Origin of the sequence: Janthinobacterium sp. SUN118 (assembly GCF_030397695.1) — a bacterium.
In the GTDB taxonomy this organism is placed as follows: Bacteria; Pseudomonadota; Gammaproteobacteria; order Burkholderiales; family Burkholderiaceae_D; genus Janthinobacterium.
Map to the genome: position 1 here is coordinate 510344 of NZ_JAPUBV010000002.1, position 19267 is coordinate 529610.

Consider the following 19267-nt stretch of genomic DNA (forward strand, 5'->3'; position numbering starts at 1 on the left):
CCTGCATCCGAAGACGCAGGCAAAACCACTTCGGGTCGAGAATGCGAATCCACTATAGGGCCGCCGCACACGCTTTTTTTCGACTCTTACAAATGCTTACTCCCCTCAAGACTAACTATACATCGCATACAAAACCGCAACATTTGGCAAGCTGGCCGCCGCCATTCAGGGCCTAGACTGTGCCTTGGCACGCATTTTCCGCCGGCGCCCCACACCGGCAGAGATTCAGGTCTATACTTTCAGGAAAGCGCCGCTCCACGGGGACTGGCGCTTGTGCAGGACATTCTCAGGTGCAAAGGTGCAATGATGGGCAAACTCAAAAATACCGGCTTGATCGGCCTGGGCGTGGTGGCCGGCGTCGCCGTATCGCTGCAATTTTCAGCGATGGCGCAAAAGACCGTCGAGCCGCCCCTGCCGCTGGAAGAGCTGCGCCAGCTGGCCGACGTGTTTGGCCTGATCAAATCCGATTACGTGGAACCGGTCGAGGACAAGAAACTGCTGACGGAAGCCATTTCCGGCATGGTCGCCTCGCTCGATCCCCATTCCGCCTACCTGGACAAGAAAGCCTATGCCGAGCTGCGCGAAGGCTCCGAAGGCAAGTTCGTCGGCCTCGGCATCGAAATCGGCCTCAGCGAGGACGGCTACATCAAGATCGTCTCGCCCATCGAGGATTCGCCCGCCTACCGCGCCGGCATCAAGGCCGGCGATCTGATTACCCGCCTGGACGGCCAGCCCGTGAAGGGCGTCAGCCTGGACGACAACGTCAAGCGCATGCGCGGCGAACCCGGCACCCAGGTGTCGCTGACCATCGCCCGCAAGGATGAACCGCAGCCGCTGGCCTTTACCATCACGCGCGAGGAAATCCACCAGAAGAGCGTGAAGGCCAAGATGGTCGAGCCGGGCTACGCCTGGCTGCGCGTGTCGCAATTCCAGGAACCGACCGTGGACGACATGGCGGCGCAGATCACGGCCCTGTACCAGCAAGACCCCCATCTCAAGGGCATGGTGCTCGACTTGCGCAACGATCCGGGCGGCGTGCTGCAAGGCGCCATCGGCGTCTCGGCCGCCTTCCTGCCCAAGGACGCGGCCATCGTCTCGACCAATGGCCAGTTGCCGGACTCGAAACAGGTGTTCTACGGCCGCGCCGAATACTATGCGTTTCGCTCGGACGGCGATGCGCTGGCGAAACTGCCGGCGGCCATCAAGCAAGTGCCGCTGGTGGTGCTCGTCAACACCGGTTCGGCCTCGGCCTCGGAAATCGTCGCCGGCGCCCTGCAAGACTACAAGCGCGCCACCATCATCGGCACGCAAACCTTCGGCAAGGGTTCCGTGCAAACCATCCGCCAGCTGACGGCCGACACGGCCGTCAAGCTGACGACGGCCCGCTACTACACGCCGAATGGCCGCTCGATCCAGGCCAAGGGCATCGTGCCCGACCTGCTGGTCGATGAAAATGCGGACGGCGACGGCTTGAACGGCCTGCGCATGCGCGAAGCGGACCTGACCAAGCACCTGAGCAACGACCGCGACAAGGAAAGCGACAAGGCAGCCCCCGTCAACGACGAGATGGAAGAGCAGCTGCGCATCCTGGCCCTGGAAAAAAACCGCAAGCCGCTGGAATTTGGCAGCAAGGACGATTTTCAGCTGAACCAGGCCCTGAACCACTTGAAGGGACTCCCGGTGCAGCTGGCGAAAGCCGAACGGGTGGTGGTGCAGGCCGACGTCAAGAAAGAACAGAAGAAGTAAGCCGCACCGCCAGCAGCGCAAAGGGGGGCGCAATGCCCCCCGGTAAGCCGTTCACGCGACAAAAATCAATCTTCCGCCACACATCCCCCTCCCCCGCAACACGAAACTCTCTACAGTCGAGCACGTTTGTGTAAAATTTGCTTCACTTATCGGCATCGCGCCGGTTGCCAAATTTGAAAGTTTAACCATGAAACAAGTCGTTATCAGCGGTACCGGACTGTACACGCCGCCATTTTCGATCTCCAACGAGGAACTGGTCACCTGCTTCAATGCCTACGCGGAAAAGTTCAATGCCGATAACGCCGACGCGATCGCCGCGGGCACCGTCACGGCGCTGGACCTGTCGAGCGTGGCCTTCATCGAAAAGGCGTCCGGCATCAAGTCGCGCTTCGTGATGGAAAAGGAAGGCATCCTCGACCCGGCGCGCATGGTCTCGCGCATCCCGGAACGGGGCGACGACGAACTGTCCTTGCAGGCTGAAATGGCCGTGGCCGCCGCCCGCGACGCGCTGGCGCGCGCCGGCCGCACGCCGGCCGATATCGACATGGTGCTGGTGGCCTGCAGCAATATGCAGCGCGCCTACCCGGCCATGGCCGTGGAAGTGCAGGATGCGCTCGGCATCGACGGTTATGGCTTTGACATGAACGTGGCGTGCTCCTCGGCCACCTTCGGCATCCAGCAAGCCGTGGCCGCCGTGCAAAGCGGCCAGGCGCGCGCCGTGCTGGTCCTGAATCCCGAGATCACCAGCGGCCACCTGAACTGGCGCGACCGCGACAGCCATTTTATTTTCGGCGACGCCTGCACGGCCATCATCGTCGAAGCGAAGGACACGGCCGTGTCCCGGCACCAGTTCGAGATCATCGGCACGGAACTGAAAACCCGCTTCTCGAACGCCATCCGCAACAATTTCGGCTTCCTCAACCGTTTTGACGAGTCCGGCATGGGCAAGGCCGACAAACTGTTCCGCCAGCAAGGGCGCAAGGTCTTCAAGGAAGTGTGCCCGATGGCCGCCGAAATGATCAAGGCGACCCTGGCCAAGGCCGGCGTGGACGTGGCGCAAGTGAGCCGCTACTGGCTGCACCAGGCCAACCTGAACATGAACTTGCTGATCGCGCGCCTGATCCTGGGCCGCGATGCGGAAGCCAACGAAGCACCCGTGATCCTCGACACCTACGCCAACACCTCGTCGGCCGGCTCCATCATCGCCTTCCATAAATATCAGGATGACATGGCGGCAGGCGGCATGGGCGTCATCTGCTCGTTCGGCGCCGGCTATTCCATCGGCTGCGTGGTCGTGCGCAAGGTGTAAGCATGCGGGGCGGGCAGCGCCTGATTCCTTGAATTAGGCGCTGTTCGAGGTGGATAGGCATGCGTTCGCGGCCACCTGGACGAAGATGTAGCGCAAGTTTTTTGCAAAAAAAGCGGCACGATAGTTCCAGCCGCAGCTTTGTTGCGTTTATACTCAATCGCTGAGCAACATCTTCCCATCCGCATCTCCCCATAAGGAACCCACCACGCATGCCCCATGACATCAGTCTGATCACCACCATCGCCGCCGCCCTCGGGTTCGGCCTCATCTTCGGCTTTATCGCCACGCGCATGAAGCTGCCGGCACTCGTCGGCTATCTGGCCGCCGGCATCATCATCGGACCGGCCACGCCCGGTTTCGTGGCGGATGCGGAAATAGCGGGGCAATTGGCGGAAATCGGGGTGATGCTGATGATGTTCGGCGTCGGCCTGCACTTTTCCATCGAAGATTTATGGGATGTGCGCAAGATCGCGCTGCCTGGCGCCATCTTGCAGATCGCCGTCGCCACGGCGATGGGCATGGGCCTGGCCCACTGGTGGGGCTGGAGCATAGGTGGCGGGCTGATCTTTGGCCTGGCGCTGTCCGTGGCCAGCACCGTGGTGCTGCTGCGCGCGCTGGAAGAACGGGGCATCCTCGACTCGCTGAACGGCCGCATCGCCGTCGGCTGGCTGGTGGTGGAAGACCTGGTCACCGTGCTGGTGCTGGTGCTGCTGCCGGCCTTCGCCGGCGCACTGGGCGGCAAGGTGGCGCCGGGCGCCGAAGCAGTCAGCCTGTGGCAAACCCTGGCCATTACCCTCGGCCAGGTGGCCGGTTTCATCGTCTTCATGCTGGTCGTCGGCCGCAAGCTGTTCCCCTGGATTCTATGGCAGGTGGCGCGCACCGGTTCGCGCGAACTGTTCACCCTGTGCGTGATCGCCGCCGCCGTCGGCATCGCCTACGGTTCGACCAAGCTGTTCGGCGTGTCGTTCGCGCTGGGCGCCTTCTTCGCCGGCATGGTGCTGCGCGAATCCGAACTGAGCCACCGCGCCGCGGAAGAGTCGCTGCCGCTGCGCGACGCCTTTGCCGTGCTGTTCTTCGTCTCCGTCGGCATGCTGTTCGAACCGAACATCCTGCTGGAAAAGCCGCTGCAAGTGCTGGCCGTCTGCGCCATCATCATCTTCGGCAAGTCGATCGCCGCCTTCCTGCTCGTGATGGCCCTGCGCTATCCGCCGAAAACGGCCATCATCGTCTCGGCCAGCCTGGCGCAGATCGGCGAATTCTCGTTCATCCTGGCCGCGCTGGGCCTGTCGCTGGGCCTGATGCCGCAGGAAGGGCAAAGCCTGATCCTGGCCGGCGCCATCCTGTCCATCGCCCTCAATCCCGTCGTGTTCAGCATGGCCAAGCCGCTGCTGCGCGTGATGAGCAACAGCGATTTCGCGCGCAAGTTCGAGCGCACGACCGATCCGCTGGCCGAACTGCCGATGACGGTGCCGCAGGAAAAACTCTCGGGGCAAGTCGTGCTCGTCGGTTATGGCCGCGTCGGCCGCCGCATCGCCGCCGCCCTGATGGAGCGGGGCATCCACTTCGTCGTGGCCGAGGAAAACCGCGAAATCGTCGACCAGCTGCGCAAGCAGGGCATTCCCGCCGTGGCCGGCAATGCGGGCGAACCGGCCGTGCTGATCCAGGCGCACATCACGCACGCCACCATGCTCGTCATCGCCACGCCCGATACCTTCCACGTGCGCGCCATGATCGAGACGGCGCGCGCGCTCAATCCCACGATCATGACCGTGGTGCGCACGCACAGCGAGGAAGAGGCGGAATTGCTGCGCGCGGAAAATGCGGGCAAGGTGTTTATCGGCGAACACGAACTGGCGAATGGCATGGCCGAACACGTGCTGCAGAGTTTTGATGCGGCCAGGAAAGGACACGGCGCGCATTAATTCGGCGCCCGTTCCTCCAGCAAGCCTGCCCGCTTCCCAGCCGGCAGGCTTTCTTTTTACAGACGGGCGGCCAGCTCCGCGCCTTCGCGGATGGCCCGCTTGGCGTCGAGTTCGGCCGCCAGCGCGGCGCCGCCGATCTTGTGGAAACGCGGACCGCCCGCCTGCAGCGGCTTGCCGTCCTTGTCGACGGGCGGCATCAGTTCCGTCAGGCTGTCCTGGCCGGCGCAGATGACCACGTTATCCACCGCCAGCAGGCGCTGCTCGCCGCCCACCGTGATGTGCAAGCCCTGCTCGTCGATCTTGTCGTAGGTCACGCCGGCCAGCATGGCCACGCCATTGCGCGCCAGCGCCGCGCGGTGCACCCAGCCCGACGTCTTGCCCAGGCCCGCGCCCACCTTCGACGTCTTGCGCTGCAACAGGAAAATCTGGCGCACGGGCGCAGGCGCCACGGGCGGCACCAGGCCGCCGCCCGTGGCCGCGTCCAGGTCCACGCCCCACTCGCCGGCCCAGGCGGCGACCGGCTGGGGCAACGGGTGCGCCGGGTCGTGCAGCAGATACTCGCCCACGTCGAAGCCGATGCCGCCGGCGCCGATAATGGCCACGCGCGCCCCCACGGGCTTCTTGTCCTGCAGCACATCGAGGTAGGACAGCACCTTCCGATGCTCGATGCCGGGGATGGCCGGCAGCCGCACCTTGATGCCGGTGGCGATGATGACGTCGTCATAGCCGCCGGCCAGCAATTGCTCGCGCGTCACGCGCTGGCCCAGGCGCAGCTTGATATTCGACAAGGCGATGCGGCGCGCAAAATAGCGTATGGTTTCCGTGAATTCTTCCTTGCCCGGTATCTGCATGGCCACCTTGAACTGGCCGCCCATGCTGTCGCTGCTGTCGAACAGGGTCACCTCGTGCCCGCATTCGGCGGCCACGGTGGCGGCCGACAGGCCGGCCGGACCCGCGCCGACGACGGCCACCCGGCGCCCCACGGCCTGCTTCGCATACACGAGTTCCGTTTCATGGCAGGCGCGCGGGTTGACGAGGCAGCTGGCGCGCTTGTTGGCAAACGTGTGGTCCAGGCATGCCTGGTTGCAGCCGATGCAGGTATTGATCTCGTCGGCGCGGCCCGCCGCGGCCTTGTCAACAAAGAAGGGGTCGGCCAGGAACGGCCGCGCCATCGACACCAGGTCGCAGTCGCCGCGCTCGAGGATGGCGTTCGCCTCGTGCGGCATGTTGATGCGGTTCGAGGCCACCACGGGAATACTGACTTCGCGGCGCAGCCGGCCCGCCACGCTGGCAAAGGCGGCGCGCGGCACGGACGTGACGATGGTGGGCACCCTCGCCTCATGCCAGCCGAAGCCCGTGTTCAGTATCGTCACGCCGGCCTGCTCGAGCGCCCTGGCCACCGCCACCACGTCATCCCAGGTATTGCCGCCCTCGACCAGGTCGAGCAGCGAATGGCGGTACATGATGATGAAATTGGGGCCGACGGCGGCGCGGATGCGGCGCACGATTTCCACGGGCAGGCGCATGCGGTTCTCGATGCTGCCGCCCCAGCGGTCCTGGCGCAGATTCGTGCGCGCGCACAGGAACTGGTTCAGCAGATAGCCTTCGCTGCCCATCACCTCGATGCCGTCGTAGCCGGCCTTTTGCGCCAGGCGCGCGCAGCGCACGTAGTCGCAGATGGTGCGCTCGATGCCGCGTTCGCTCAAGGGACGGGGACGGAACGGCGAGATCGGCGATTTTTTGGCGGAGGCGGAGACGACGAAGGGCTGGTAGCCATAGCGGCCCGCATGCAGGATCTGCATGACGATCTTGCCGCCCTCCTCGTGCACGGCACGCGTCACCTTGCGGTGGTTCGGCACGTCGCCGAGGAAATTGAGGGTGCCGCCGAACGGCAGCAGCCAGCCCTGGCGGTTCGGCGAGATGCCGCCCGTGACGATCAACCCCACGCCGCCCCGCGCCCGTTCGCGGTAAAACGCGGCCAGCTTGCCATAATGATAAAACCTGTCTTCCAGGCCCGTGTGCATGGACCCCATGATGACGCGGTTGCGCAAGGTGGTGAAGCCCAGGTCGAGCGGGGCCAGCAAATGGGGATAGGAAGTCATGGTCGGTCCGGTGGAAGATGGTTGCAGGGCGTACGGTAACAAGCATTGCCCGTGGCTGCAGCGTATTTCTCTAGACCGGGAGTTCTAAATCGCCATGGACGCGCCCGGCGGCGGCGCACGCAGCTTGTGTCGGGCGCAACTTTCCCGTAGGCTAGGTGGCATGACGCGACTCTTCCTCTGCCTGCTGATGCTGTGTGCCATCCCCGCAACCGCGCTGGCACAGGCGCAGGCACCGCGGCTGGACAAGCTGAAAGTCGACGTCAAGCGCATCGAGGTCGACGGCCAGCGCATGTACGAAGTCGATGCCAGCGGCAGCGTGCTGGCGTCGCCGGCGTCCGTATGGAAGACCCTGACCACCTACGAGCGCATGAGTGAATTCGTGCCCGACCTCAGTTCCTGCCGCGTGCTGTCGCGCAACGGCAATGAAGTCATCATCGAGCAGCAGGGCATGGCGCGCTTCCTGTTCATGAACCACCCGATCCACCTGGTGGTGCGGGCCACGGAATCGCCGCCGACGGCCATCGACATCGCCCTGATCTCGGGCGACATGCGCCATTACGAATCGCGCTGGAATCTGTATCCGGTACCCGAGACGGGCGGCACGCGCATCGTCTTTTCCAGCCGGCTGATGCCGGGCTTCTATGTGCCGGGCATGCTGGGCACGGCCATGATACGCGGCGATATCGAACGCATGATGGCGGCCGTGCTGGCGCGCATCGACAGCCAGCATGCGGACAAGGCTGGTTAACGCCGGTTAACACCGGCGCAATCATCGCGGCAATTACGCCAGGTAGGTGTCGCGGTCGCGGATTTCCGCGAAATTCTCGAGGTTGCCCAGCTTCACCGTGACGGGATTGAGGCTCGCTTGCGGCTGCATCGAGCGCCAGGCGAACAGCCATTCCTGTTCAACGGCCTCAGCGCGCGTCTTGGTGAAGGCGGCGCCCAGGGCGGCGCGCTGGCCATATTCGACGACGCCGTCGATGCCGGCCCAGCTGGGCAAGGTGCGCTGCACGGCGCGGTGCAGGCGTTCGCCGAATTCTTCCGTATTGTGGATGATCAGGCAGGCGTCGGCTGGAGCGAACACATCGAACAGTTGCTTGTCCCAGACCTGCGAAAAGCTGAGGGTCAGGCAATTGCCCGCCGGCGTCAGGCGGAACTGCCCCAGGCTCAGCGCCAGTTCGAGTTCGCTGCGCTGGCCGTAGCGGTGCAGGGTGGGGGGGCGTTGGTAATCGTGCATGCTGGACTCGTTCTTCAATAGTAGGGTAAACCGGCGCGGCCGCTTAACGGGGCGGGCGGATATGGCGCCGGATGCGCTGGGCCGTCGCGGCCAGGTAAATTTCGCGCAGTAAATAAATAAAACAGCCGATCAGGCAAATCACGGCCAGCACAAAGAAGGCGGCGATGTATTTGTCCAGGGTCAGGTTCAGAATATCGCCCAAAAACAGCATGGCGATGATGACGCACACGAAGAAACCGCACGCCGTGCTGAGGGAAATCGAATAATTGATCAGATGGGTACGCTTATACAAGGTATCCAGCTCATCCATATAGAAATCGTTGTAACCGATGTCGAGCCGGTCTTCCAGCACGCGCGTACGGTCGATGATGCGGCCCAGGCGGTTCGTCAGCACCACCAGCATGGTGCCGATGCCGGTCAGCAGGAAAACCGGCGCGATGGCCAGCTGGATGATATGGCCGATGTCGCCGATCTGTATGTTCATGGTTAAAAAGTCGTGGGTTCACACCGGCGCCCGACCGTGGCGCCAGCACAGGCCGTAGTGTAGCAGGCGGCACGCGCAAGGTGCCGGCTTTGCCACCAGGCACGTTTCACGTTCATGCGAAGCCGCGCCCCGGCACGAAGCGCTCGGTAGCCTTCACCAGCGCCGACGCGATGCCGTGCTCGAGCGCGCCATGGCCCGCGTCGGGAATCATTTCCAGCTGCGCGCCCGGCCAGGCCAGGTGCAGGCGGTAGGCCGACAGCGGCGGACAGATGGCGTCGTAGCGGCCCTGCACGATGACGGCCGGCAAATGCGCGATGCGGTGCATATTACGGATCAGCTGGTCTTCCTCGAAGAAACCGAGGTTGGCCATGTAATGCGATTCGAGCCGGCCCACGCCCAGGTCCAGCGCATCGTTCGGCGTATCTTCCGGCTGCGGCATCAGGTAGACGCGGCGGCCTTCGAAGCGGCTCCAGGCGCGCGCGGCCGGCCAGTACACGGCGGGGTCGCTGCTGAGGATGCGCTTCACATAGGCCGCCAGCAAATCGCCCCGTTCTTCGGGCGGAATCGGCGCGGCGAATTCCTCGTACAGTTCCGGATAAAACCAGCGCACGCCTTCGATGAACCAGTCGATTTCCGCCTGCGTGCATAAAAAGATGCCGCGCAGCACGAAACCGAGGCAGGCCTCGGGATGCGCCTGGCCATACGCGAGCGCCAGGGTCGAGCCCCAGGAACCGCCAAACACCAGCCATTGGGCTATGCCGAACTGGGCGCGCAGCGCCTCGATGTCGGCGATCAGCAATGGCGTCGTGTTGTTGCGCCATTCGCCCAGCGGCGTCGACTTGCCGGCGCCGCGCTGGTCGAACAGGATCACGCGGTAGCGCTGCGGATCGAAGAAGCGGCGGTGCTGCGGCGACAGGCCGGCGCCGGGGCCGCCATGCAGGAACAGCACGGGAATGCCGTCGGGATTGCCGCACTCCTCCCAGTAGATGGTGTGCAGCGCATCGACCGCCAGCATGCCGTGCCGGTTCGGCGACAGGACGGGAAACAGGGGCGACAGGGAGTCAGGCATGGCGATCCTCTCAATACGCCGGGCAAAACCTGCTGCGCGTCGGTGGTCGCGGCGGTTTTGTCCGGCGTTATCAACATTCAGGGTGCCAGGCAGCAGCTGCATGGCAAAGACCCAATTATAGTGCGGCCCCGGCGGCTCAGGCCAGCGGCAAGGGCAGGCGGTTCGACGACTTGATTTCGCGCATCGACAGGCTGGACTGGATTTCCGCCACGCCGGGCAGGCGGCGCAAGACCGTCGAGACGAATTCGCCATACGCTTCCAGGTCGCGCGCCACCACTTGCAGGAAGTAATCGGCTTCGCCCGCCACATTGTGGCAAGACAATATCTCGGGAATCGTCGCGATCGCCTGTTCGAACTGCGACGGCTGCTCGCCGCCATGGTTGGCAAACACGACGCGCACGAACGCCACCAGGCCGATGCCCAGCTTCTTGCGGTTGAGCAAAGCCTGGTAGCCGGTGATGAAGCCTTCCTCTTCCAGGCGGCGCAAACGGCGCCAGACGGGCGTTTCGCTCAGTTTCAAGCGCTCGGCCAGGCGCGCATTCGACAGCCGTCCTTCATCCTGCAACAGCCTGAGTATCTGTAAATCGGTGGCGTCGAGGCTAACTTCTGAAATTTTCATCTAATTATTGTTCTTTTACAGGTGGAATCTACCCGAATACTAGGGCATAGCGGGCAGGAAAAGCAAGCACATTTCATCAAGGCAAGAACATAATGGGGGCCGGCGAGCAGGCGGCACACGGCCGTTGCTCCCGCCCTCATACTTGTTCGTTACCGAGCCGCGCCATGTCCGATTCTACCTTCCTGATGTACTTGCTGGCACTGGCTGGCGCCTTTTTATTGCCGGGCCCCGACATGGCGCTGGTGCTGGCCACGGGCGCGGCGCGCGGCGTGGCCACGGCGCTGGTGACGGCGCTGGGCATCGCCGGCGCGCGCGCCGTGCATGTGGCGCTGTCGGGCGCGGGCCTGGCGGCGCTGATGGTGACGCATCCGCAAGCCTTGCAGTGGGTCAAATGGGCGGGCGCCGCCTACCTGGTGTACCTGGCGGCGCGCCTGCTGCAGTCGGCCCTGTCGACCGGCACCAGGCCCGATGCCGAGGCGCCGGCCACGGCGCACAGCGCCGGCGCCAGCCTCGTGCGCGGCTTCCTGACGAATCTGCTCAATCCGAAGGCACTGCTGTTTTGCAGCATGTTCCTGCCGCAATTCGTCACCGGCGCGGAAAGCGTCGGCATGCAATACCTGCGCCTGGGCGCCGTCCTGGTGCTCGTCGGCCTGCTGTTCGACGCCCTGTATGCCGTGCTGGCCGCGCGCCTGGCGCGCCGCCTGCGCGGCAAGCCTTCGCCTTACGGCAAGTTCGTGCTGCCCACCGTCTTCGTCCTGCTGGCGGGACGGCTCGTGCTGGGCTGATCTTTCAGCGGGGCCGGCGCGCCGCCCGTAAAGAAGGCGGGGTAAGCCTCGAGCAAGCTGCGCTCGAGGCCATTGACCTTGTTAAATTGCCGCAAGCCCGGCGCCAGCGCCCGGCCCGCATCCCAGCTGCGCCACGCATTCGGCGCGTCGAACTGCGCCAGCAAGGCGTCGCCCAGGTCCTGGTACACGGCCGCCATCCGCGGCTTCGCCTGCAGCACCTGCAGATACAGCGCCGTCGCCTCGGGCCACTGCCCCAGCTTGGCGCGCAGATTTCCCTCGAACAAGGCCAATACCGGCTGTTCCATCCCCGTTTGCGCGCGCAAGTCCTGCACGGTGGCCAGCGCGGCCGCGATGCCCTCCTTGTCCCTGGCCAGCAGCGCGCGCGTCAGGACGTGGATGGGCTCGCACGCCTGCATCGCCTGCTGCTGTTCGCGCGACAGCTTTTCGACCAGGGCACCCGTGGAAAAATGGTCGTCCAGCATGGTCAGAAAAGCCTCGAACGGTTTGTCCGCCGCAAACAGTCGCTCGGCCTCGGCCCGCAGCGCGGGATGCGCCTGGGCATCGAGCGGCGGCAGCCGCGCCGCCTGGTCCAGCAGGCGCTCGAGCGGCGGCGCGCCGGCGGCAGCCTGGCGCGGCCGGTACGCGGCCAGCGCGTAATTGGCAGGCGCGTCCGCGCTGACCCGGCTGATGCGGAAACGCCGCGTGACGCTGCCGCCCACTTCCTGGTAATGCAAGGTGAAGTCGGCGGGAATGCGCTTGCCGCCGGCCAGCATGTCCAGCACCAGCGGATGGCCGCCCCACGTGTAGCGCAGGAACTGGGCGAACGCGCGCGCGTCGTCATCGCCGACGGGACTGCCGCCGATGGCGAGGTTCAGCAGCGGCTGCTGGTCCAGCGACCACAGCACGGCGCCATCGAGCACATGCGGCAGCAGCGGGCCGCGCCGCTTGTCGGCCAGCACCGACAACGCCTGCTCTTCATATACGCGCGGCGTCGCATGCTGTTCCACGCCGCCGGCCTGCAAGACCCCGGCGATCCCCTGCCGGTGGCGCAGCTCGATGCTGCGATAGCCGACGGCGTCGAACAGCGAATAACTGTCGTAGGTGGCGGCCGCCAGATCGATCTCGTGGCGCCGGCGTGCTGAAAAATCGAGCACCGTCATGTGCTTGCCGGTGCGGACGCTCAGGTAATGCCTGCCCAGCACGACGTCGCTGTCCTGCGTTACCCGCGCGGGCAGGCTGGTTTTCACATCAGGATGGTTTTGCCGCTCGGTGGTGACGGCAAGGTGAAAGGCGACGCCGGCCTGCGCCGCGACGCTCGCCAGGAGAAGGACGGCGGCCAGACTGGCGTGGCGCAAGGTAAACAGAGCGGTCATGAAAGGAGGCGCAAAGGGAAACGCCGATTCTAAGGCAAAGCGCGCGCCTGCCCTGTTTTGCTTGCCAGCATAAAAAAAGACAGCCGCAGCTGTCTTTTTGTTTTACCTCAACAACGCTTACGACATGTGCTGGCCGCCGTTGATCGAGATGTTGGCGCCCGTGACGAAAGCCGCCTCATCGGATGCCAGGTAAGCCACCAGGCCAGCCACTTCTTCCGGCTTGCCCAGGCGCGCCATCGGAATTTGCGGAATGATTTTGCTGTCGAGCACTTCCTGCGGAATCGCCATCACCATCTTGGTGCCGATGTAGCCTGGCGAAATGGTATTGACGGTGACGTTCTTGCGCGCCACTTCCAGCGCCAGCGACTTGGTGAAACCATGCATGCCGGCTTTCGCTGCCGAATAGTTGGTCTGGCCGAAGGCGCCCTTCTGGCCATTCACGGACGAGATATTGATGATGCGGCCCCAGCCGCGTTCCACCATGCCGTCGCAGACGGGCTTGGTCATGTTGAAGACGGAGTCGAGGTTGGTGCCCATCACGGCGTCCCAGTTCGGCTTGTCCATCTTCTTGAAGGTCATGTCGCGCGTGATGCCGGCGTTATTGACCAGCACGTCAACGGGACCGATGTCCTTTTCCACGGCCGCCACGCAAGCGGCAGCCGAATCGTAGTCGGCCACATCGCATGGATAGGCCTTGAAGTCGTACCCCATGTCCTTCGTCGTCGCCAACCATTCCGCGACCTTCGGATTGCCAGGGGAATATGTGGTGACCACACGATAGCCGAGCGCCGCCAGTTTGAAACAGACCGCTTCGCCAAGACCACCCATGCCACCAGTTACCAATGCAACTCTTGCCATTTTCATCCCCTCAGTGTCGTTCTATTGCTAAAAAGTTAATAATCTAATGAAAGCAATCCAAAACCGCCGCGTGACGGCGGCATACCGCATCGCACTCAAGCGTAGCGAGCGGCAGCGAGTTGTGGCCAAGAAGCGCAACCGTGCTGGAGCACGGTGAGCATCGCAGGCCGCAAAGCGCGCCGCGCAGTAGCTTGGGTGCGGTGCCAGCTACTTAGTCGCGTTCGATGGCCAGGGCCACGCCCATGCCACCGCCGATGCACAGCGCTGCCAGGCCTTTCTTGGCGTCGCGGCGTATCATTTCGTGGATCAGGGTGACCAGGATGCGCGCGCCGGACGCGCCGATCGGGTGGCCGATGGCGATGGCGCCGCCGTTCACGTTGATCTTGCTGGTATCCCAGCCCATTTCCTTGTTGACGGCAATCGCCTGCGCGGCAAACGCTTCGTTAATTTCCATCAAGTCCAGCTCTTCATGCGTCCAGCCGGCCTTTTTCAGGCACAGGCGCGACGCCGAGACGGGGCCCATGCCCATGACGGCCGGATCCAGGCCCGACGAGGCGTAGGCCTTGATGCGCGCCAGCGGCTTCAAGCCCAGTTCCTTCGCTTGCGAGGCGGACATCATGATGACGGCGGCGGCGCCGTCGTTCAGGCCCGAGGCGTTGCCGGCCGTGACCGTGCCGTCCTTGGCGAACGCGGGACGCAGGCCGGCCAGCGAGTCCAGGGTCGAACCGGGCTTGATGTATTCGTCGCTGTCGAAGACCACGGTGCCTTTTTTGTTCGCGATTTCCAGCGGCAGGATTTCATCCTTGAACTTGCCCGCTTTTTGCGCCGCTTCCGCCTTCAGTTGCGACTGCAGCGCGAATTCGTCCTGCTCGGCGCGCGTCACTTCGTATTTCTTGGCGACGTTTTCCGCCGTGATGCCCATGTGGTACTGGTTGTACACGTCCCACAGGCCATCGACGATCATGGTGTCGATCATCTTGAAGTCGCCCATGCGGAAGCCGTCGCGCGAGCCGTTCATCGCATGCGGCGACGCGCTCATGTTTTCCTGGCCGCCGGCGATGATGATGTTGGCGTCGCCGCACTTGATCGCTTGCGCCGCCAGGTGCGTGGCCTTCAGGCCGCTGCCGCATACTTTATTGATGGTAAAGGCCGGGATGGAGCTTGGCAGGCCAGCCTTGATGACGGCTTGGCGCGCGGCGTTCTGGCCGACGGCGGCCGTCAGCACCTGGCCGAGGATGGCTTCGCCGATCAGGTTCGGGTCGATGCCGGTTTGTGCCAGCAAGCCCTTGATTACGTGCGCGCCCAGTTCGGACGCAGGAATCTTGGCCAGACTGCCACCGAATTTGCCGACTGCGGTACGGCCGGCGGCCACGATTACGACATCATCCATTTATTTCTCCGATATGCAGGCCATGAAGGCCAAGGTCAAGGTGTTAATAGAATCCAATGAATCCGAATTCGGGAAGACACAGCAAGCTGTGTTTCATTCTAGCGTGGCATGCGCCACAGTTCCAGCGCCGCACCGCTGGCGGCAGCGATGGCAGCCGGCCCTGCGGTGGCGGCGGGCGGCCTGGCGCGGCGGATAGCCGCTGCCGGGCCGCAACGCGCTTACGCCCGGCGTGCCGGACGCGTGTTTTTATTTTTATCATACCCTTCATCGGCGCCACCGAAAGTGGTTTTTAGAAAATTATTGAAGGGAATAATCAGGGGCACCGGTGTTTGCTTTACCACCTGCAACAGCTCGTCAAATTTTTGACGCGATGCAGCAAACTCACCCTTTGTCACGGTGGCGAATTTGTCCTGGGTTTCCTGAGCAACATCCTTTGCCTGGCGGCCATACGAACCGATGCGCTCGATGGCCAGTTGCGACTGCGCGCGCGACAACTGCAGCAGTTCTTGCGGGTCTTTCGCCGACAGCAGCTGATTGCCCGCCACCGTAGCGGCCGCCAGCGCCGTGCGCGCCGCGTCCAGCTGCAACTCGACCACGCTGGCGCCGCTGTCGTAGGCGGCCTTCGCATACGCTTGCGCACTGATCAGCTGTGCTTCCACGACGGCCTTGCCGGCCAGTGTCCATTGCTCGGAAAATGAAAACATTTCGTTCCTCCCCAATTTGAAGGCGGTGCCATGTTGCGCCGCACAGTGCTCCACTGTAAGCGGCGGTTCCCTGCTAAACCTTGATATATCTCAAGCTTTTCTGTTGGTTTGTGCCCACCAACGTCGATCAGGACAACAACTTGATACCATCGAGCGTCGCCGCGCACTGTTCGCGTATCACGCTGACGAAGTCGCGCACATACGCCTTGTCCTGCAAATGCTCGGGCACGGAGACATACAGGTCGCTCCATAGGCCGTGCTCGCCCACCGGGCGCGCCACCACATAATCGTAATCGACGTAATTCTTGATGGCCCAGTTGGGCAAGGCGGCGATGCCGCGCCGGCTCGCCACCAATTGCAGCACGGCCACGGTCAGCTCGGCCGTGCGACGCTCGAAGGCGATGCCGGCCGGCCGCAGCACTTCGCGGATCAGGTCGATGCGCTCTTCCGGCACCGGATAGGTAATCAGTGTCTCGCCCGTAAAATCCTGCGCCATGAGCCGGCGCTGCGCCTGCAGCCGGTGCTTCTGCGCCATCACCACCAGCATCTCGAAGCGGAACAGGGGAAACACGGTGAAGTCGGGGCCGTAGGGCGAACCGATCACCAGGTCCGCCTCGCCCGAGCGCAGCAGCTCGGCCGGCTCGCTGTGAAAGCCCGACACCAGGTCGATCTCCACGTCCGGCCAGCGCTGGCGGAACGCATCCATCACCGGCATCAGCCAGTCGAAGCACGTGTGGCATTCGAGCGCCACGCGCAACTGCCCCTGGTCGCCCTGCGACAGGCGCGCCACGTCGCGCTCGGCCAGTTCGATCTCGGGCAACAGCTTGTCGGCCAGCTCCAGCAGCCGGCTGCCCGTGGCCGTGAATGCGATCGGCATCGACTTGCGCTCGAACAAGGGCGCCTTGTAGCGCTCTTCCAGCAAGCGGATCTGGTGCGACAGCGCCGACTGCGTCAAATTGAGCAGTTGCGCGGCGCGCACCAGGCTGCCGGAGGAACGCAGGGCACTCAGGGTGCGCAGGTGGCGGATTTCTAGCATCGGGAAAAGGGATTCTGTACGTGAATTATTTTCATGTTATTCGGCAAAATGTTTCGTTTTGATTATAGACCAGATTGCCGCACACTCTAGCGCATCCACATTAAATCTCGATGACATCATGACCGTGCACACCCACATTCTTGGCTTTCCCCGCATCGGCGCCGCGCGCGAACTGAAACGGGCGCTGGAAAGCCACTGGCGTGGCGACGTGTCCGAGGCGGCGCTGGAAGCGACGGGCAAGGCATTGCGCGCGCGCCACTGGGCCCTGCAACGGGACGCCGGCCTCGCGTATGTGACGGTGGGCGACTTCGCCTTCTACGACCAGGTGGCCAGCCAGATCCAGCTGCTGGGCTGCGAACCGGCCCGTTTCCATTGCACGCCAGGGCAATCGCCGCTGTCGCGCTACTTCACCATGGCGCGCGGCGCCGAGCAGCATGCCGGACACGCCGCTTGCAGCCACGGCCATGCGCACCACGCGCACGCCGCCGGCACGCCCGCGCTGGAAATGACCAAGTGGTTTGACACCAACTACCATTACCTGGTGCCCGAATTTTCGCCGCTGACGCGCTTTTCGCTGGCCTGCGAGCGCCTGTTCGACGAAGTGGCCGAGGCGCAGGCGCTGGGCCACCCGGTCAAGGCGACCCTGATCGGCCCCCTCACCTTCCTCTGGCTGGGCAAGGAAAAGACGCCTGGCTTCGACCGCCTGACCCTGCTGGAACAGTTGCTGCCCGTGTATGGCGCCCTGCTCGACCGCCTGAAACGGCAAGGCGTGGCGTGGGTGCAGGTCGATGAACCGATCCTCGGCCTGGACTTGCCCAACGCGTGGCGCAGCGCCTTCGAGAGCAGCTACTGGCAGCTGAACCAGGTGGGCGTGAATATCCTGCTGGCCACGTATTTCTCGCCGCTGGAAGAAAACCTCAGCCTGACCTGCCGCCTGCCCGTGGCCGGCCTGCACGTGGACGGCATCCGCGCGCCGCATGAGCTGGTCAGCGTCACGGACTGGCTGCCCGCGCATAAGGTCTTGTCGATCGGCATCGTCGACGGCCGCAATATCTGGCGCACCGACCTCGACGCCGCACTGGCCGTGCTGCAGCCGCTGGCGGCCAGGCGCAACGGCCACCTGTGGCTGGCGCCGTCGTGCTCGCTGCTGCACGCGCCGTTCAGCCTGGCGGCCGAAACGGACCTCGATGGCGACATCAAGTCCTGGCTGGCGTTTGCCACGGAAAAGCTCGAGGAGCTTGCCCTGCTGAAGGGCGCGCTCGAAGGCGAGCCGGACACCACCGCCCTGGCCGTCTCGCGCCTGGCGCTGGCCAGCCGGCGCGCCAGCGGCCACGTGCACCGCGCGAGCGTGACCCAGCGCCTGCAGCGCTTGGCGCCCGGCGTGGACCGCCGCGCGTCAAGCTTTGCGCAGCGCCAGGCCGTGCAGCGCACGCGCTTGCAGCTGCCCTATTTCCCGACGACGACGATCGGCTCCTTCCCGCAAACGACGGCCATCCGCGCCGCCCGCGCCAGTTTCAAGCGGGGCGAGCTGGCGGCGGCCGAGTATGAACGGCAGATGCGCGCCGAGATCGCCCACGCCGTGGAGCGCCAGGAAGCGCTGGGCCTCGACGTGCTCGTGCATGGCGAAGCGGAACGCAACGACATGGTCGAATACTTCGGCGAGCAGCTCGACGGCTTCCTCTTCACGCGCCTGGGCTGGGTGCAGTCGTATGGCTCGCGCTGCGTGAAGCCGCCCATCATCTACGGCGACGTGCAGCGGCCGGCCGCCATGACGGTGGCCTGGACCGTCCACGCGCAAAGCCTGACGCAAAAACCGATGAAGGGCATGCTGACGGGCCCCGTCACGATATTGCAATGGTCGTTCGTGCGCGACGACCAGCCGCGCGCCACCACGACGCTGCAGCTCGCCCTGGCCATCCGCGACGAGGTGGCCGACCTGGAAGCGGCCGGCATCGGCATCATCCAGATCGACGAACCGGCCATCCGCGAAGGCTTGCCGCTGCGCCGCGGCCAGTGGGACGCCTACCTGGACTGGGCCACGCGCGCCTTCCGCATCGCCGCCGCGGTGGCCGGCGACGCGACGCAGATCCACACGCACATGTGCTACGCGGCGTTCAACGACATCCTGCCGCAGATCGCCGCCATGGATGCCGACGTCATCACGATCGAGACGAGCCGCTCCGACATGGAACTGCTGACGGGCTTTGGCCAGTTCGCCTACCCGAACGAAATCGGCCCCGGCGTGTATGACATCCACTCGCCGCGCATCCCCTCCACGCCCGACATGGTGAGACTGCTGCAAAAGGCCAGCGCCGTGATTCCGCCCGCCAATTTATGGGTGAACCCCGACTGCGGCCTGAAGACGCGGGGCTGGATGGAAACGGAAACAGCGTTGCGGAATATGGTCGAGGCGGCCAAACAGATGCGCGCGGCGTAATCGAGGTCAGCGTACTCAGGCCGCATTCCCGGCTGCTTCCAGGGCGGCGCACCGGTTTTCCGGGGCGCCGCCCGTTTTTTTTGACATGAAGTAGGTATTGCCCTGCGGAATAGCACACGCCAGGCCCCTGACGGTGATTTTTTTGCAGTAGAATGCAAGAAATTTACTGCTCCCTATTGTTGCCGTACGGAACATT

Annotated in this window: 16 protein-coding genes; 6 read left to right on the forward strand and 10 right to left on the reverse strand. The window is 64.2% G+C overall.

From position 1 onward, the window contains the following. Positions 1–303 precede the first annotated feature (303 nt). The 3 genes from O0880_RS17945 to ybaL all read left to right on the forward strand — a co-directional run bounded on the left by O0880_RS17945 (position 304) and on the right by ybaL (position 4977). Complete coding sequence (locus O0880_RS17945) at positions 304–1746, forward strand: S41 family peptidase (RefSeq protein ID WP_289887873.1); 1443 nt, start codon at positions 304–306, stop codon at positions 1744–1746. Between the two features lie 187 nt (positions 1747–1933). Continuing rightward, positions 1934–3055 carry a beta-ketoacyl-ACP synthase III gene (locus O0880_RS17950; RefSeq protein ID WP_071325820.1) on the forward strand — a complete coding sequence of 374 codons (1122 nt, stop codon included), beginning with the start codon at positions 1934–1936 and terminating at the stop codon, positions 3053–3055. 209 nt (positions 3056–3264) lie between these two features. Then, positions 3265–4977 (forward strand): YbaL family putative K(+) efflux transporter, encoded by a 1713-nt coding sequence (ybaL, locus tag O0880_RS17955; protein WP_071325821.1) that lies wholly within the window; start codon positions 3265–3267, stop codon positions 4975–4977. Between the two features lie 56 nt (positions 4978–5033). On the opposite strand, the gene O0880_RS17960 is transcribed toward ybaL, so the two are convergent. Further along, positions 5034–7079, reverse strand: a complete 2046-nt coding sequence (locus O0880_RS17960; protein ID WP_289887875.1) for an NADPH-dependent 2,4-dienoyl-CoA reductase — start codon at positions 7077–7079, stop codon at positions 5034–5036. Positions 7080–7239: 160 nt separating this feature from the next. On the opposite strand from O0880_RS17960, the gene O0880_RS17965 reads away from it, so the two are divergent. Continuing rightward, complete coding sequence (locus O0880_RS17965; protein ID WP_335589247.1) at positions 7240–7827, forward strand: SRPBCC family protein; 588 nt, start codon at positions 7240–7242, stop codon at positions 7825–7827. Positions 7828–7860: 33 nt separating this feature from the next. Here O0880_RS17965 and O0880_RS17970 read toward each other — a convergent pair whose 3' ends face one another. The 4 genes from O0880_RS17970 to O0880_RS17985 all read right to left on the reverse strand — a co-directional run bounded on the left by O0880_RS17970 (position 7861) and on the right by O0880_RS17985 (position 10488). Next, positions 7861–8316 carry a hypothetical protein gene (locus O0880_RS17970; protein ID WP_071325823.1) on the reverse strand — a complete coding sequence of 152 codons (456 nt, stop codon included), beginning with the start codon at positions 8314–8316 and terminating at the stop codon, positions 7861–7863. Positions 8317–8359: 43 nt separating this feature from the next. Continuing rightward, a complete protein-coding gene (locus O0880_RS17975; RefSeq protein ID WP_071325824.1) occupies positions 8360–8800 on the reverse strand; it encodes a DUF2721 domain-containing protein in 441 nt (146 codons plus the stop codon). A gap of 112 nt (positions 8801–8912) precedes the next feature. Continuing rightward, complete coding sequence (gene pip, locus O0880_RS17980; protein WP_289887877.1) at positions 8913–9869, reverse strand: prolyl aminopeptidase; 957 nt, start codon at positions 9867–9869, stop codon at positions 8913–8915. Positions 9870–10005: 136 nt separating this feature from the next. Next, the gene (locus O0880_RS17985; protein ID WP_010393611.1) at positions 10006–10488 is read right to left on the reverse strand and encodes an Lrp/AsnC family transcriptional regulator; all 483 of its coding nucleotides are present in this window, start codon (positions 10486–10488) and stop codon (positions 10006–10008) included. A 164-nt stretch (positions 10489–10652) separates the two neighbouring features. Between O0880_RS17985 and O0880_RS17990 the strand changes: the two genes are divergently transcribed. Next, entirely contained in the window at positions 10653–11273 is a 621-nt protein-coding gene (locus O0880_RS17990; protein WP_289887882.1) for a LysE family translocator, read from the forward strand. Here O0880_RS17990 and O0880_RS17995 read toward each other — a convergent pair. From O0880_RS17995 to O0880_RS18015, 5 genes are all read right to left on the reverse strand, one after another. Beyond that, positions 11210–12646, reverse strand: coding sequence for a hypothetical protein (locus O0880_RS17995; protein ID WP_289887883.1), 1437 nt, complete (start codon positions 12644–12646; stop codon positions 11210–11212). The genes O0880_RS17990 and O0880_RS17995 overlap by 64 nt on opposite strands. Before the next feature lie 117 nt (positions 12647–12763). After that, entirely contained in the window at positions 12764–13504 is a 741-nt protein-coding gene (gene phbB / locus O0880_RS18000) for an acetoacetyl-CoA reductase (protein WP_071325827.1), read from the reverse strand. A gap of 211 nt (positions 13505–13715) precedes the next feature. Continuing rightward, complete coding sequence (locus tag O0880_RS18005; RefSeq protein ID WP_071325828.1) at positions 13716–14894, reverse strand: acetyl-CoA C-acetyltransferase; 1179 nt, start codon at positions 14892–14894, stop codon at positions 13716–13718. Positions 14895–15112: 218 nt separating this feature from the next. Then, positions 15113–15598, reverse strand: coding sequence for a phasin family protein (locus tag O0880_RS18010; RefSeq protein ID WP_071325829.1), 486 nt, complete (start codon positions 15596–15598; stop codon positions 15113–15115). Between the two features lie 127 nt (positions 15599–15725). After that, positions 15726–16634: a LysR family transcriptional regulator gene (locus O0880_RS18015; RefSeq protein ID WP_071325830.1), complete on the reverse strand. Its 909-nt coding sequence runs from the start codon at positions 16632–16634 to the stop codon at positions 15726–15728. A gap of 118 nt (positions 16635–16752) precedes the next feature. Here O0880_RS18015 and metE point away from each other — a divergent pair, with 118 nt between their 5' ends. Continuing rightward, positions 16753–19071 (forward strand): 5-methyltetrahydropteroyltriglutamate--homocysteine S-methyltransferase, encoded by a 2319-nt coding sequence (gene metE / locus O0880_RS18020; RefSeq protein WP_289887888.1) that lies wholly within the window; start codon positions 16753–16755, stop codon positions 19069–19071. Positions 19072–19267 lie beyond the last annotated feature (196 nt).